The organism is Enterococcus sp. DIV1444a, from assembly GCF_051712125.1.
Lineage (GTDB): Bacteria > Bacillota > Bacilli > Lactobacillales > Enterococcaceae > Enterococcus > Enterococcus faecalis.
This window is the reverse complement of the sequence record NZ_JBIOOG010000001.1, coordinates 224,842-238,456: the sequence shown is the minus strand read 5'-3', so window position 1 is coordinate 238,456 and position 13,615 is coordinate 224,842. Positions and strand designations below refer to the sequence as shown.

Below are 13,615 nucleotides of genomic sequence, written 5' to 3'. Positions count from 1 at the left end.
CGTGGTAAAATATGCATGAGTAAAAGTGAGGTGAAACAACAATGGTCGCATTTATTATTTATTGGGCTGCAATTATTGCCTGCATCGCTTGGGGCGTTTTAAGCATTTGGTTCTCTGTTTTTTATCTTTCTCGTAAAGAAAACGGAAATCTTTGGGCTTTTGCGTTCTTCAACGTTATCGCTATTATCGCCTTAGCAATTGTTTTATTAGTTTACAAAACTTGGGATTTCGGTATCTTAACTTACTCAAGTCTAATTTATACAATTTTAGCTTCTTTAGGTGTATTGACTGTTCTTCAAGCTATTTTAGGTCGTGAACCAAAAGCTGTCAAAGCTTAAGTAAAAAGCAACTGTTCCTTTAGGAATGGTTGCTTTTTTCGTATTAGTTTCTATTTCGTAGGGAAAATGTTACGCTAATTTCATAGTGTTTGTGTCCTCTTGATAAATTCCTTTGCTGGAACATATTGACTTTCTTCTGGATTTATCCTAAAATTAATAACTGAATTTAATAACTGAATAGTGCCTCAAAAAAGAGGTAGAGGTCGCGGTTTTTATTACGCTTGTGGAGTGAGAGGACACTGGGAAGCAAGTTTAGGATCAATCGCCGAAATGCATAACGGAGCCTCTTCTGTTGTGTGTTGGGACGTAAGTTAAGAGCTTGCGGACTGTCTTAGTAGTGATGCTAAGTTGTGCTATGTTTCGTTGAGGAATTTTTTTCGACATTACCTAGCAACCTTACATCTGTTTGGTTGTTTTTTTTGTATTCAAAAATAGGTTGTGACAGAAGTATTCTCCTTTAAAAAGACAGAATCGCTTTTGCTCAGCTGATTATCAAAGCTTGTTGATTGAAAAAAGACAGAACGATCAATCAGACAAGAAATTTAAAGGAGAGAAAAAGATGAACAAAAAAGTTTTTTCATTCAGTCTACTACTGGTCACGCTATTTTCGTTACTTGGCATGACAACCAACGCTTCGGCGGAGGAAAATGGTGAATTCCGTGTCGGCATGGAGGCTGGCTACGCCCCTTTTAACTGGTCACAGAAAAATGATGCACATGGCGCAGTGCCTATTCAAGGCAACTCTTATGCAGGCGGCTATGATGTTCAAATTTCTAAAAAAATTGCCGATGGTTTAGGTCGTAAATTAGTAATCGTCCAAACCAAATGGGACGGCTTGGCGCCCGCCTTACAATCCGGAAAAATTGATGCCATTATCGCCGGAATGAGTCCAACCGCTGAACGAAAAAAAGAAATTGCTTTTACAAACCCTTATTATGAATCACAATTTGTCGTAATTGTAAAAAAAGATGGTAAATACGCTAATGCAAAAAGCTTGAAAGATTTAGCTGATGCTAAAATTACGGCTCAACTAAATACATTCCACTATGGATTAATTGATCAAATTCCAAATGTCAATAAACAGCAAGCAATGGATAACTTTTCAGCTATGCGAACAGCACTTGCTTCTGGCATGATTGACGGGTATGTTAGTGAACGTCCTGAAGGCGTAACAGCAACTAGTGTCAATAAAGAATTAAAAATGTTAGAATTTCCAAAAGAAAATGGCTTTGATGCTAGCGCTGAAGACTCGCAAGTAGCAGTCGGCATGCGTAAAGGCGATCCAGACATTGAAAAAGTAAACAAAATTTTAGCAGGTATTTCTCAAGATGAACGGACAAAAATTATGGACCAAGCCATCAAGGATCAACCTGCAGCAACAGATAGTGATGAACAAAAAACAGGACTTATTAACGATTTCAAAAATATTTGGAATCAATATGGCGACATGTTTTTACGTGGTGCTGGTTTAACGCTATTTATCGCGTTAATTGGGACGGTAGTCGGAACAACTCTTGGTTTACTAATTGGTGTCTTCCGTACAGTTCCAGATTCTGAAAACCCAGTCGCTCGTTTCTTCCAAAAATTAGGAAATTTAATTCTTTCTATTTATATTGAAGTTTTCCGTGGTACACCGATGATGGTTCAAGCAATGGTTATTTTCTATGGTTTAGCTCTAGCTTTTGGCATCTCTTTAGACCGAACAGTGGCCGCATTATTTATCGTTTCTGTGAATACTGGTGCCTATATGTCTGAAATTGTTCGCGGAGGTATTTTCGCAGTAGATAAAGGACAATTCGAGGCAGCACAAGCGATTGGGATGACCCATGGACAAACAATGCGTAAAGTCGTTATTCCCCAAGTATTACGTAATATTTTACCTGCAACAGGGAATGAATTTGTCATTAATATCAAAGATACGGCCGTGTTAAGTGTTATTGGTGTCGCAGATTTATTCTTCCAAGGGAATGCTGCTTCTGGCGCAAACTTCCAGTTCTTCCAAACCTTTACAATTGTCGGCATCATGTACTTGGTAATGACTTTTGTGATTACACGAATCTTACGTGTTGTGGAACGTAAAATGGATGGCCCTTCTGCTTACGTTAAAGTAGAAGAATTAACTGAAGAAGGAAAAGAAAGCTAGGAGGCAAACAGATGAGTGCAATTATTGAAATTGAACATTTACGAAAAAGCTTTGGCGAAAACGAAGTATTAAAAGATATCAATATGAACGTCAACAAAGGAGAAGTTGTCACCATTATCGGTTCTTCTGGTTCTGGTAAATCAACGTTACTACGTTGTATTAATTTGTTAGAAAAACCAACAGATGGCAAAATCATCTATAATGGTAAAAATGTTTTAGAACGTGGTTATAGTTTGCCCAAATATCGGACCCATTTAGGGATGGTTTTCCAATCATTCAATTTATTTAATAACATGAATGTCTTAGAAAACTGTACATCTGGTCAGATGACTGTCCTAAAAAGAAACAAGGAAGAAGCCAAAAAAATTGCCTTAGAAAATTTAGAAAAAGTTGGCATGGCTCGTTTTATTGATGCCAAACCCGCTCAATTGTCTGGTGGACAAAAGCAACGGGTAGCCATTGCTCGAGCATTATCAATGGATCCAGATGTTTTACTTTTCGATGAACCAACTTCTGCATTGGACCCTGAAATGGTTGGCGAAGTGTTGAAAACGATGAAAAATCTTGCTCACACAGGGCTAACAATGGTGATTGTCACACATGAAATGGAATTTGCGCGGGACGTATCCGATCGTGTCATTTTCATGGATAAAGGTGTCATTGCCGAAGAAGGGACCGCTGAAGATATTTTTGTCCATCCAAAAGAAGCTCGGACAAAAGAGTTCTTACATCGGATTTTAACGAAAAACTAGTAAAAAAGAGGCAGTCATTCTGGTCAGAGTGACTGCCTCTTTTGTTATTTTTTGTATTGACGAATCATTGGCGGTTCATAGGAATCAATAAATGCCCCAATTTCTTCTAAGGAATCTGAAATGAAAATTTTAGCTCGATCCGCCGCTGTTAAGAAACTAGTTTCTACCATTTTATCAAAAAAGGCAGCTAATAAGTCATAGTAACCATTCACGTTATATAAAATACAAGGATTCATATGTTCACCGACTCGGCCCCAAGAGATCACCTCGCTAATTTCTTCTAGTGTGCCTGGACCACCGGGTAAAGCTAAATACACATCTGCCAATTCAATCATCTTTTTCTTGCGCGCATGCATATCACTGACTGTATGCATCTTTGTAATGCCATTATGTGCAATCTCCCGCTCCATTAAAAAAGTGGGCATGACACCAATTACCTCTCCACCTTCTGCTAAAAGAGTGTCAGCCACCGTTCCCATTAGACCAACATTGCCACCACCATAAACTAAATCATAGTGATTTTCTTTCATCCAAGTGGCTAATTCTACCGCAGTTTGCTGATAGATTGGCTCATTCCCCAGATTAGCGCCACAATATACTGCCATTTTTTTCACAAACATACCCTCCATTTAGATAGATTATTTTTTACTACCTATCCTCTGGTAGCTATGGTAGCATATTTTAATTTTCTCGAAAAGATGCAACCATTTTTCTTTTCACTTTAAAAGTATTTGAATTTTCAGACAATAAGTGCTATAGTCATTTTATATTTTAAAATTTCAGAAAAAGGAGTCCGCTTATCTTGTCTACCTCACTCACTATTCGCTTAATTGCTGAAGCAGATTGGCCCGCATTACATGCCTTGGATCAAGTCATTTGGACAAAAAAGAATACCCCTGCCGAGATACAACCACTCTCGCTTGCAGCATATCAAGAAAAAATGAAAGATGAAACGATTTTCGTTGCCATCAGCGGACAACAATTCGCTGGATTTATTGAAGTTCATCCGCCCACTTCGTTAGCAGCTCATCAAAAACAATGGCTATTAAGTATTGGCGTTTCGCCAGATTTCCAAGGTCAAGGGATTGGTGGTTCTTTGCTGTCGTATGTCAAAGAGATGGCCCAGATAAGCGGGATTCATAAGCTGAGTTTGCGAGTAATGGCTACCAATCAAGAAGCCATTCGATTCTATGAAAAACATGGTTTTGTGCAAGAAGCACATTTTAAAGAAGAATTTTATATAAATGGACACTATTGTGATGATTATCAGTATGCTTATTTCATAGAAAAATAAGAAAACCAATGTTTTCTATAAAAACTGGTTGCTCTCTGTTTCTTCTTCTGTTATTTTAAATAATAAGACAATATTAAGGAGTGTGAATCTATGCAAAAAAAGTTAGTTTGGCGTGATTATCTATACGTTGGTTCAATGTTATTCGGTTTGTTTTTCGGTGCTGGAAATTTAATTTTCCCTGTACATATGGGACAAGAAGCGGGGGCTTCCGTCTTTTTAGCAAACTTGGGCTTCTTAGCCACTGGAATTGGCTTACCTTTTCTTGGTGTCATTGCTATGGGTGTTTCTAAAAGTTCAGGTGTTTTTGACTTAGCTTCTCGGATTAATCGTCGTTATGCTCTTATTTTTACCTTACTATTATATTTAACGATTGGTCCTTTCTTTGCTTTACCAAGGTTAGCAACTACTTCTTTTGAGATTGGTCTTGCACCATTTGTTCCTAAAGACTTGCAATGGCTGGTTCTTGCTGGCTTTTCCGCATTATTTTTCTTAGCCGTTTGGCTCTTCTCTCGAAAGCCAAGTAAAATCTTAGATTATGTGGGTAAATTTTTAAATCCGTTATTTTTAGCATTGCTAGGGATTTTGATTGTTTTAGCCTTTGTAAAGCCATTAGGTCATGTGGCCAGTGCCGCTGTTGGTGAAAATTATATTTCAAGTCCTTTCTTTAAAGGATTTACAGAAGGTTATAATACGTTGGATGCTTTAGCTTCATTAGCTTTTGGGATTGTTGTCGTTTCCACTTTGCGAAATATGGGCGTCGAAAAACCTGGAGATATCGCTAAAGGAATGATTAAATCAGGTGCTTTCAGTGTTGTATTGATGGGGATTATCTATACCTTACTTGCTTATATGGGAACAATGAGTATCGGGGCTTTTCCAATCAGTGAAAATGGCGGGATTGCCTTAGCCCAAATTGCTAATTACTATTTAGGCCTACCAGGGAGTATTTTACTGGCTTTTATCGTAGTTCTTGCTTGTTTAAAAACAGGTATCGGCTTAAGCACAGCCTTTTCTGAGACTTTTGAAGAAATGTTTCCGAAGGTTTCCTATCAAAAATTCTTGGCAATTGTTGTTATTTTACCAGCTATTTTTGCAAATGTCGGCTTAACCAACATCATTCAATTTGCCGTTCCAGTCTTGATGTTCCTTTATCCATTGGCGATTACTTTAATGCTTTTGGTAATCATCAGTCCGATTTTCAAACATCGACGGGAAGTCTATCAAGCAACGACCTATATCACATTGATTGCTGCTGTTTTAGATGCATTAAATAGCTCCCCCGCCTTTATCAAAGATACGGCGTTTGTAACAACGCTTTTAGAAAAAGCCGGCCAATACTTACCATTGTTCACTATTGGCATGGGCTGGGTCGTTCCAGCAACGGTTGCTTTTCTAATTAGTTGGGTTTGGGTCATGATTTCTAAAAAAGATCCTATCCTTGATTAATTCTTACCAAAACGGCACTAGAAAAATGTGGAAGCGCATCTTTTCTAGTGTCGTTTTTATGTATATTCGTTGTACCAAACTCTTGACTATGGTAAATTGAAGTTACCAACAAGTACTGGAGGAAATTACCCATGTTAGTTACAACAACCGAGAGAATTAGCGGTCAAGAATATGAAATTATTGGAGAAGTTTTCGGGTTAACCACACGTTCTAAAAATATGTTTAAAGATTTAGGTGCTGGACTAAAAAGCGTAGTTGGCGGTGAAATCAAAGGTTACACTGATATGCAACGAGAAGCACGCGACCAAGCAATCGAACGTTTAAAAGCAGAAGCCTCTAAATTAGGTGCGGATGCCGTTGTGATGATGCGTTTTGATTCTGGCACAATTGGTACCGACATGCAATCTGTCGTGGCTTACGGAACAGCTGTTAAATACATCTAAATTTTGCAACTAAAAGAGGTCGGGACAGAAGCGTTTAACTCCGAGAAATAAGAAGGAATTTCCGAAAATTGTTCTGTAATTTTTGGAGAATTTCGGCTTATTTCCGAAGGAGTTGCTTCTGTTCCCGCCGTTTATCAGTTTTTGAGCGTGGAGCAAAAATCCAAAGTGATTTTTGTCCCACGCTCTTTTATTTTTCATATTTCACTTCTGCTAAATACAATCCTTCTGGATGAGCAGTCGGACCAGCTAGATTTCGATCTTTGGCTGCAATAATTGCTGGAATTGCGGTTGGTTCTAGCCGCCCATTGCCGATTTTCAATAGCGTACCAACTAAAATCCGAATCATTTTGTACAAGAAACCATCGCCCCGAAAAGTGAATGTTAATTCATCCCCCGTTTCATTGACATGAACACTGGCTTCATGAATGGTCCGGACTTTATCTTCTACCGAACTTCCTGAGGCACAGAAAGAGGTAAAATCATGGGTACCTAATAAATCAGGCAAAGCTTGTTGGATTTTTTCGAGATCAATGGGATACGGAAAATAACTGGCATAAAAACGTCGAAATGGACTTCGTGGTTTGCCAATATCCACTTTAAATTGATAGGTTTTTTCGATCACGTGATAACGTGCATGAAAGTCTTCTGAAACACGTTCCACGCTGCGCACAGCAATGTCTTCTGGTGTTTGTGTGTCTAACGCAAAGCGCATTTTTTCCAACGGACGTTCCTGCGGATAATCAAAGTGAATCACTTGGCCCATTGCATGAACACCTGCATCTGTTCGTCCTGAACCAAAAACCGTCACGGAGCGTCCATTATTCATGCGTGCTAACGTTTTTTCTATTTCTTCTTGAACGGTACGCTCATTAGGCTGCTTTTGAAAGCCATGAAAATGAGTGCCATCATAGGCAATGATTGCTTTATAGCGGGGCATAATTTTTCTTCACCTTTTCTAAGTTCTTAATACAAATAAGCCAATGGTTAACAAGACAAAGCCAAACATTACTATTGTATCTCGTAGGTGCCAATGAAGAATGCGGTATTTTGTCCGTCCTTCGCCACCTTGATAACCTCTTGCTTCCATGGCAGTCGCCAAATCTTCCGCACGATTAAAACTACTTACGAAAAGCGGAATTAAAAGTGGAACAATAGCTTTCATTTTTTGAAGTAAGTTTCCTTCACCAAAATCCACGCCACGGGCACGTTGGGCATTCATAATCTTTTCCGTTTCATCCATTAATGTTGGGACAAAACGTAAAGCAATGGATAACATCAATGAAACTTCGTGAACTGGAAATTTCACCACACGAAGTGGACGTAGCAAATATTCAATCGCATCTGATAACTCTAATGGTGCCGTTGTTAAAGTTAATAGCGTTGACATGAAAATAATTAAAACAAAACGACAGAAAATAAATAGCCCATTCGTCACACCAAACTGGGTAATGGAAATAATTCCCCACTGAAAGTACACTTCTCCCCCTTGTGTAAACAAGGTTTGAAGAGCCACAGTGAACAGAATTAGCCATAATAATGGCCGAACACCGCGGATAAAGAAGCGGGCGCTGATTTTTGATAATGAAATAGCAAAAGCAGTAAAGGCCGCTATTAAAACATAACTCTGCCAATTATTTGCTAAAAAGATAATTCCAATAAAATAAAAACTAGCTAATAATTTGGCGCGCGGATCTAAACGATGGATAAAAGAATCACCTGGAATATAGCGCCCAAAAATTAATTTATTCATCATTTTGCCTCACCTGCTTCCTGCATTTTTTTCAGAAGCTGATCGGCTAATTGATCGGCCGTTAATGGTAATTGCTCAAAAGAAAAGCCTTTTGCCACTAATTTTTCAGCAAATTCGGCCGCAGTTGGCACGCCTAATTGTTTTTCTTTCAACCATTGTGTCTCTTGAAACACTTCTTGTGGTGCTCCCGCTTGGACGATTTGTCCTTTTTCTAAAACAATCACATGATCTGCGTAATTAGCCACATCATCCATCAAATGTGTCACTAAAACGATGGTCATATTGTGTTCTTTATGCAGACGACTAAACATCTCCATCATTTCTTTACGACCCTTAGGATCCAAACCAGCGGTCGGTTCGTCTAATACTAAGACTTCTGGTTCCATCGCTAGCACACCAGCAATTGCGACACGGCGCATTTGGCCACCTGATAACTCAAACGGAGAATGTTGTAAGTATTTTTCATCTAAGCCGACTAAATTAAGCATTTTCTTAGCTAATTTTTTCGCTTCTTCGTCAGAAACACCAAAGTTTTTCGGTCCGAAAGCGATGTCTCGCTCCACGGTTTCTTCAAACAATTGTGCTTCTGGAAATTGAAAAACAATCCCAACTTTTTTACGAATTGGTTTTAAATTCTTATTATCAGTTTCTGGCGTAATCACACGCTCTCCAATTGTCACTTGGCCTTTAGTTGGTTTCACCAAAGCATTTAAATGTTGCAATAGCGTTGATTTGCCACTGCCAGTATGACCGACAATCGCTGTATAAGAGCCGTCTTGAATCGTTAAATTAATATCGAATAATGCCCGTTGCTCAAAAGGAGTATTGGGTTGGTAAGTAAAATCTACTTGTTTAAAACGGATGTCCATAACCAATCCACCATCCCTTCTTCTGTTAAATAATTCGTTGGCACAACAACGCCACGCTCTTTCAAAGCTACTTTTAATTTTTCAGGAAACGGTAAATCCAAGCCCATTTCAACAAGCGCTTCTCCTGCAGAAAAAATCTTTTCTGGCGTTCCTTCGCTTGTTAATTGTCCTTGGCGCATCACTAAAATACGATTCGCATTAGCCGCTTCATCAATATCGTGGGTAATAGAAATAACTGTTAAATTGCTTTCTTCTTTAATCTTTTGAATGGTAGCAATTACTTCTGCACGACCTTCTGGATCTAACATACTTGTCGCTTCGTCTAAAATAATAATATCTGGTCGCAAAGCAACCACACCAGCGATAGCTACTCGTTGTTTTTGACCGCCAGATAGCCGAGCAGGTTCTCGCTTGGCAAAATCTAACATACGAACCCGTTCTAAGGCATCGTGGACACGTTCGACCATTTCGTCACGCGGAATGCCTTGATTTTCTAAACCAAAAGCCACATCGTCTTCGACTGTTGAACCGACAAATTGGTTATCTGGATTCTGAAAGACCATTCCTACCATACGCCGGATATCCCAGACGTTTGCTTCGTTTAATTCTTTGCCGCCAACTTTGATAGTCCCAGCAGCTGGCAGTAACAGCCCATTGATCGTTTTGGCTAACGTTGATTTACCAGAACCATTATGGCCAATAATAGCGACCCATTCGCCTTGTTGAATGGAAAAAGACACATCTTTTAAAGCGGGAGAAGCATCTTCTGGTTGATAATTAAATTGGATATTATTTAGTTCAATGATTGGTTGCATCGCGTACTCCCTCAATCTATTTATTCTTTCTAACACTACCAAAAAAGTAGCGTTTTTTCAATCATCTGTTCTGATTCTTCACACTATTTTTTATTATACCAAAAGAACGGTCATTATGGGAGCTCTTATCTGTCTTGACAGGTCTATTTTTCATAAAAATAACTTCTTGTTCTCATAAAACAAGATTATAGTATAATCTGTTCTCACATACTTTGACAAATGGCTTAAAATCAATACTTCTAAGTGATTAACTCAAATGTAAAAATACCTGAATACCATCATTATGGTATTCAAATGGTAGTCAAATATTACAGTTTTGTAAAACGATAGACAACACGAACATATATTCGGTATAATTATATTACTAGGAGGGCGATATCATGAAAACTAATTATGTAGGAGTAGTTGAAAAGATTAGAATGTTAAGTATGTATCCAAAAATGCTAGTTCGATTCTCATTAGTAACACAGGACGAAACTATAAACTGTATCGTCTCCAAATGCGAGCTAGCAAATATGTTACTAATGCTACCCGAAAAATCTGAACTAGCTGTCTATGGTCATTTGAATAAACGAAATCAACTTGTAATTGAAAAAATGCTTGTAAGAAAAACTTTGATTAGTGCATAAAATAAACCCCAACTCTAATATTGAGTTGGGGTTAAATTATTCGATCCAAGTATCATCGAAATATTCGTCTACAAATTCATCTATTGTGTCGCAATGTTCTGTTTCTTCTTCAAATGGTTTTTCTTCAGGTATATGTTCTTCACTCCACTTGGTGAAATTATGAATCTGAATGTTTCTAATATCATAAAAATCGACCTCATTTTCTCCAATCAACACAACATCGAATTCTGCCATTCCACGAAATGCGCCAAAAACATGTGGCTTCACTCGGTCATATTCATCTAACGAATTCAATTGAATCTCTAGTACTTTGTTTTGCTTAATAGAGCGATCTAAAAAATATTCTATTTGCTGTTGTGATTGCTGTGGCAAACGCTCGATATTTCGAGCGTGGTATTCGTCTGTATTTTTTATTGCTTCTGTTAACTCACCCAACGGAAAAGCTGTGGGCCACTTTAATTCGAATGGCCTATCAACATAATCATTATAAGGTTTAAACTCTTTTTTAGTTCGTCTCACCATTTCTCCACACTCTCCTATCGAAACTATTATACGAACATCCGTTCTGTTTTTCAACTAGAATTGTCTAATTAAGGCAATTTTAACTAAAAACTATTGACTTTATACAACTATAGATGTATAATTAAATATAGTTAAGGAGGTGAAACAAGTGCTAGACGACATAGGAAAAGCCGTCGCAATCGTCCTAGGAGTTCTCCAATCCGCAAAAATTGTAAAAGAACTTTTAAAAGACGATAACGACGACTAAAAAGAATAATGATTGGGAGCTAAAGCTCCCTTTCTATAAATTAATTCTAGCATGAATAATATGAAAAATAAAGCTTACGGATTAACATTACTTGCTGTTGTATTAGTTGGTTTAGGTCTTACAGTTTTCAATGTGATTAATTGGATTACTTACTTAGTAATCTTGTTAATTGTAGGCATATTAAGCAAAAGAAAGTAGTTGATTAAATGATTTACACTGAAAAAATCGAAAAATTAATAGACATGGATTTAACGAGCTATCGCATTGCAAAAGAAACAGGCATAAGCACACAATACATTGACAAAATAAGAAGTGGAAAAACAGCTATTGAAAATATTGGGCTTGGAAAAGCTGAAGCTTTGGTGAAGTATTTTGATGAAGTAAGCAATGATTCATCAAAATATATTAAATTTGATACGAGTAATTTAACTGAGTTGAAGAGATTCGATGAATTGCCAGAACTTGAAGCAGTTTCTAGAGTAAAAAAATATGCCTTAGACTACGAAGTTGCTCTTTTCCCTATTATAAAAAAAAGCGATATTTTTGAAAACTTTTTAGAATACAATTATACTTTGATCCTTTATGAAGATATTAAACGTCCGAACACAAAAAATAAGCCTACCTCTCTAAAATGAGAAGTAGGCTTTTACTTTTTTTAGTAATTTAAATTTTGACCAGGATAAATCAAGTTAGGATTTGCTAGTCCGTTTAATACAGCTAAAGCTTGGTATGTCGTGCCTAGTTTGGTTGCAATACTTGATAAATTGTCGCCGTATTGAACCGTGTAAACATTGCTTGCTGCTGATCCGTTGACTTTCAAAACTTGACCTGGGTAAATAAGATTTGGATTAGCTAAACCATTTAAAGTTGCTAACGTTTGATAGTCTGTTCCATGTTGGTAAGCAATGCTGGATAACGTTTCACCATATTGTACCACGTGTGTTGCTTCTGGTTGTTTATCAGGAACAGTTACCGCATCTGGCAATAATTCAATATCACCTTTGCTTATCCATGACAAGATACCTCCAAGCAATACTCTGCTATCAGTCACTTCTTGTACTTTATAGCTGTTGCCTTTAACCCATTGCGGAATAGCTTCACCAGTTGCCCATGCATCTACATTAAATTTCACTTTAACTGTGTCACCGACTTTTACTGCAGAAGTAGGTGTTTTTTCAACTTCTTTACCTTCTTCAATAGCTGGTGTGTTTGTTTCTGGTTGGTTATTTTTTGTATAACCATTATCAGTAATACCTGTTAAATCAATGTTACCATCTAGCCCTCCTGCAACGTAGGTTGACGTGAACTGAAAAATACCGATATTTTCAAATGAAGGAAAATAATTGTAATTTGGATAAGGTGTCACTTCATAATCTGGATATTCTGCCATCCATAATTGATACTTCTTTGCAATTCGTGATAAATCATAAGCTGAAGTAAGATACCCTTTGTATCCGTAAAGCATCGGTGTATATCCAGCCTCTTTGATATAGTCTAACGCCCATAGCGTTACATCCGTCGATTGAACGCCATCTTCCGCATCTAAGGCGACAATTGATCCCTTTGGTGTTTGAACTTTAGGTAAAAAGTAATCTAATACTTGCTTTGCATTTTCGTAGGTAAGGACATTTTGCCACCATACATACGTATGCGCGCGTTTACCTTGAGCAATCGTACTAGCTACTTGACTAGAATAAGTAACTTGATCATAAATTCCATAGTTATTTTGCCCACCAATTTGTGAAATTGAGAATTTATCATGTGAATAACCAAATGTTGCTTGATATCCATTCCAAATAGACAAATCAACGCCTTGGTCTCCTTTTGCAGCAAATGTACTAACTGGCGCTAAAAAAAACAGGCCTACCAATAATGTTACTAATAGTTTCTTTTTCATCTATTTGTCTCCTTTTCTATCTGATAATCCAGGTGTTGTATGGTCTGTCACAATTCCTAAAATAGTTAATACAACAAACACTGCATTGATAACATCTAGCAATTGCTGATTAATCACATCAATTTGAAATTTATACCCAAAAGGAACTGCAACTACTTGAATAAGTAACAAAACTGCAGGAATAAGAGACAACCAGAATTGTTTATTTTTTATTCTTGATTTCCAATCAATCATTTTTATTTCCTCCAATTCCTCGAAAGAGGGTTTTATTTTGTTCTTCCAATCGACTAATGCGCACCTCATGGTTATTTAATCGGTCAACAGCTTGTTTTAGTTCTTTCATGCTATCCTCTAATTGAGAAAAGACATGATAAAATTTCATTAATGCGAAGATAATTCCGCCTAAAAATGTAATCAGCGCTAACCATTGTTCTAGTGTTAAGTTCATCCTGCACCTACTTTCTACTCAC

Annotated in this window: 17 protein-coding genes and 1 riboswitch; of the genes, 8 read left to right on the top strand and 9 right to left on the bottom strand. The window is 37.5% G+C overall.

The window, feature by feature from the left end; all coding sequences use genetic code 11:
* Positions 1–41 precede the first annotated feature (41 nt).
* From IGI87_RS01315 to IGI87_RS01305, 3 genes are all read left to right on the top strand, one after another.
* Positions 42–338 carry a hypothetical protein gene (locus tag IGI87_RS01315; RefSeq protein WP_002356244.1) on the top strand — a complete coding sequence of 99 codons (297 nt, stop codon included), beginning with the start codon at positions 42–44 and terminating at the stop codon, positions 336–338.
* 189 nt (positions 339–527) lie between these two features.
* Positions 528–702: riboswitch (Lysine riboswitch) on the top strand.
* Positions 703–897: 195 nt separating this feature from the next.
* Positions 898–2,481 carry an ABC transporter substrate-binding protein/permease gene (locus tag IGI87_RS01310; protein WP_280211818.1) on the top strand — a complete coding sequence of 528 codons (1,584 nt, stop codon included), beginning with the start codon at positions 898–900 and terminating at the stop codon, positions 2,479–2,481.
* Positions 2,482–2,492: 11 nt separating this feature from the next.
* Positions 2,493–3,233, top strand: coding sequence for an amino acid ABC transporter ATP-binding protein (locus IGI87_RS01305; protein WP_002356242.1), 741 nt, complete (start codon positions 2,493–2,495; stop codon positions 3,231–3,233).
* 44 nt (positions 3,234–3,277) lie between these two features.
* Here the strand turns inward: IGI87_RS01305 and IGI87_RS01300 are convergent, their stop codons facing one another.
* On the bottom strand, positions 3,278–3,862 hold the full coding sequence (locus IGI87_RS01300; protein ID WP_162782655.1) for a TIGR00730 family Rossman fold protein: 585 nt from the start codon (positions 3,860–3,862) through the stop codon (positions 3,278–3,280).
* Between the two features lie 173 nt (positions 3,863–4,035).
* Here IGI87_RS01300 and IGI87_RS01295 point away from each other — a divergent pair, with 173 nt between their 5' ends.
* The 3 genes from IGI87_RS01295 to IGI87_RS01285 all read left to right on the top strand — a co-directional run bounded on the left by IGI87_RS01295 (position 4,036) and on the right by IGI87_RS01285 (position 6,416).
* Complete coding sequence (locus IGI87_RS01295) at positions 4,036–4,527, top strand: GNAT family N-acetyltransferase (protein ID WP_113795068.1); 492 nt, start codon at positions 4,036–4,038, stop codon at positions 4,525–4,527.
* Between the two features lie 90 nt (positions 4,528–4,617).
* The gene (gene brnQ, locus IGI87_RS01290) at positions 4,618–5,973 is read left to right on the top strand and encodes a branched-chain amino acid transport system II carrier protein (RefSeq protein WP_002356239.1); all 1,356 of its coding nucleotides are present in this window, start codon (positions 4,618–4,620) and stop codon (positions 5,971–5,973) included.
* 131 nt (positions 5,974–6,104) lie between these two features.
* Positions 6,105–6,416, top strand: coding sequence for a heavy metal-binding domain-containing protein (locus IGI87_RS01285; protein ID WP_002381365.1), 312 nt, complete (start codon positions 6,105–6,107; stop codon positions 6,414–6,416).
* A gap of 187 nt (positions 6,417–6,603) precedes the next feature.
* On the opposite strand, the gene truA is transcribed toward IGI87_RS01285, so the two are convergent.
* Genes truA through IGI87_RS01265 form a run of 4 tightly spaced genes read right to left on the bottom strand, consistent with a single transcriptional unit; the run spans position 6,604 to position 9,850 of the window.
* Positions 6,604–7,353, bottom strand: a complete 750-nt coding sequence (truA, locus tag IGI87_RS01280; protein ID WP_002376397.1) for a tRNA pseudouridine(38-40) synthase TruA — start codon at positions 7,351–7,353, stop codon at positions 6,604–6,606.
* An 18-nt stretch (positions 7,354–7,371) separates the two neighbouring features.
* Positions 7,372–8,169, bottom strand: a complete 798-nt coding sequence (locus IGI87_RS01275) for an energy-coupling factor transporter transmembrane component T family protein (RefSeq protein WP_002373841.1) — start codon at positions 8,167–8,169, stop codon at positions 7,372–7,374.
* Entirely contained in the window at positions 8,166–9,035 is an 870-nt protein-coding gene (locus IGI87_RS01270; protein ID WP_242365742.1) for an energy-coupling factor ABC transporter ATP-binding protein, read from the bottom strand. Before IGI87_RS01270 ends, IGI87_RS01275 begins: the two co-directional genes overlap by 4 nt.
* Complete coding sequence (locus IGI87_RS01265; RefSeq protein WP_104855120.1) at positions 9,011–9,850, bottom strand: energy-coupling factor ABC transporter ATP-binding protein; 840 nt, start codon at positions 9,848–9,850, stop codon at positions 9,011–9,013. The genes IGI87_RS01270 and IGI87_RS01265 overlap by 25 nt, the downstream gene beginning before the upstream one ends.
* Before the next feature lie 380 nt (positions 9,851–10,230).
* On the opposite strand from IGI87_RS01265, the gene IGI87_RS01260 reads away from it, so the two are divergent.
* Complete coding sequence (locus tag IGI87_RS01260; RefSeq protein WP_002381470.1) at positions 10,231–10,479, top strand: hypothetical protein; 249 nt, start codon at positions 10,231–10,233, stop codon at positions 10,477–10,479.
* Between the two features lie 36 nt (positions 10,480–10,515).
* On the opposite strand, the gene IGI87_RS01255 is transcribed toward IGI87_RS01260, so the two are convergent.
* On the bottom strand, positions 10,516–11,001 hold the full coding sequence (locus IGI87_RS01255) for a hypothetical protein (RefSeq protein WP_142428350.1): 486 nt from the start codon (positions 10,999–11,001) through the stop codon (positions 10,516–10,518).
* A 453-nt stretch (positions 11,002–11,454) separates the two neighbouring features.
* Here IGI87_RS01255 and IGI87_RS01250 point away from each other — a divergent pair, with 453 nt between their 5' ends.
* Positions 11,455–11,883 (top strand): hypothetical protein, encoded by a 429-nt coding sequence (locus IGI87_RS01250; protein WP_438736084.1) that lies wholly within the window; start codon positions 11,455–11,457, stop codon positions 11,881–11,883.
* 20 nt (positions 11,884–11,903) lie between these two features.
* Here IGI87_RS01250 and IGI87_RS01245 read toward each other — a convergent pair whose 3' ends face one another.
* From IGI87_RS01245 to IGI87_RS01235, 3 genes are read right to left on the bottom strand one after another with little or no spacing between them, the layout of a single operon-like run.
* Complete coding sequence (locus IGI87_RS01245) at positions 11,904–13,145, bottom strand: LysM peptidoglycan-binding domain-containing protein (protein ID WP_438736082.1); 1,242 nt, start codon at positions 13,143–13,145, stop codon at positions 11,904–11,906.
* Positions 13,146–13,379 (bottom strand): phage holin, encoded by a 234-nt coding sequence (locus IGI87_RS01240; RefSeq protein WP_002417568.1) that lies wholly within the window; start codon positions 13,377–13,379, stop codon positions 13,146–13,148.
* Complete coding sequence (locus IGI87_RS01235; RefSeq protein WP_002374005.1) at positions 13,372–13,593, bottom strand: hypothetical protein; 222 nt, start codon at positions 13,591–13,593, stop codon at positions 13,372–13,374. The genes IGI87_RS01240 and IGI87_RS01235 overlap by 8 nt, the downstream gene beginning before the upstream one ends.
* Positions 13,594–13,615 lie beyond the last annotated feature (22 nt).

Coding starts and splice junctions, on each gene's coding strand:
- truA (WP_002376397.1), bottom strand. CDS start 7,353: ATGCCCCGCTATAAAGCAATCATTGCCTATGATGGCACTCATTTTCAT.
- IGI87_RS01240 (WP_002417568.1), bottom strand. CDS start 13,379: ATGATTGATTGGAAATCAAGAATAAAAAATAAACAATTCTGGTTGTCT.
- IGI87_RS01250 (WP_438736084.1), top strand. CDS start 11,455: ATGATTTACACTGAAAAAATCGAAAAATTAATAGACATGGATTTAACG.
- IGI87_RS01255 (WP_142428350.1), bottom strand. CDS start 11,001: ATGGTGAGACGAACTAAAAAAGAGTTTAAACCTTATAATGATTATGTT.
- IGI87_RS01235 (WP_002374005.1), bottom strand. CDS start 13,593: ATGAACTTAACACTAGAACAATGGTTAGCGCTGATTACATTTTTAGGC.
- IGI87_RS01315 (WP_002356244.1), top strand. CDS start 42: ATGGTCGCATTTATTATTTATTGGGCTGCAATTATTGCCTGCATCGCT.
- IGI87_RS01310 (WP_280211818.1), top strand. CDS start 898: ATGAACAAAAAAGTTTTTTCATTCAGTCTACTACTGGTCACGCTATTT.
- IGI87_RS01305 (WP_002356242.1), top strand. CDS start 2,493: ATGAGTGCAATTATTGAAATTGAACATTTACGAAAAAGCTTTGGCGAA.
- brnQ (WP_002356239.1), top strand. CDS start 4,618: ATGCAAAAAAAGTTAGTTTGGCGTGATTATCTATACGTTGGTTCAATG.
- IGI87_RS01265 (WP_104855120.1), bottom strand. CDS start 9,850: ATGCAACCAATCATTGAACTAAATAATATCCAATTTAATTATCAACCA.
- IGI87_RS01285 (WP_002381365.1), top strand. CDS start 6,105: ATGTTAGTTACAACAACCGAGAGAATTAGCGGTCAAGAATATGAAATT.
- IGI87_RS01270 (WP_242365742.1), bottom strand. CDS start 9,035: ATGGACATCCGTTTTAAACAAGTAGATTTTACTTACCAACCCAATACT.
- IGI87_RS01300 (WP_162782655.1), bottom strand. CDS start 3,862: ATGGAGGGTATGTTTGTGAAAAAAATGGCAGTATATTGTGGCGCTAAT.
- IGI87_RS01260 (WP_002381470.1), top strand. CDS start 10,231: ATGAAAACTAATTATGTAGGAGTAGTTGAAAAGATTAGAATGTTAAGT.
- IGI87_RS01275 (WP_002373841.1), bottom strand. CDS start 8,169: ATGATGAATAAATTAATTTTTGGGCGCTATATTCCAGGTGATTCTTTT.
- IGI87_RS01245 (WP_438736082.1), bottom strand. CDS start 13,145: ATGAAAAAGAAACTATTAGTAACATTATTGGTAGGCCTGTTTTTTTTA.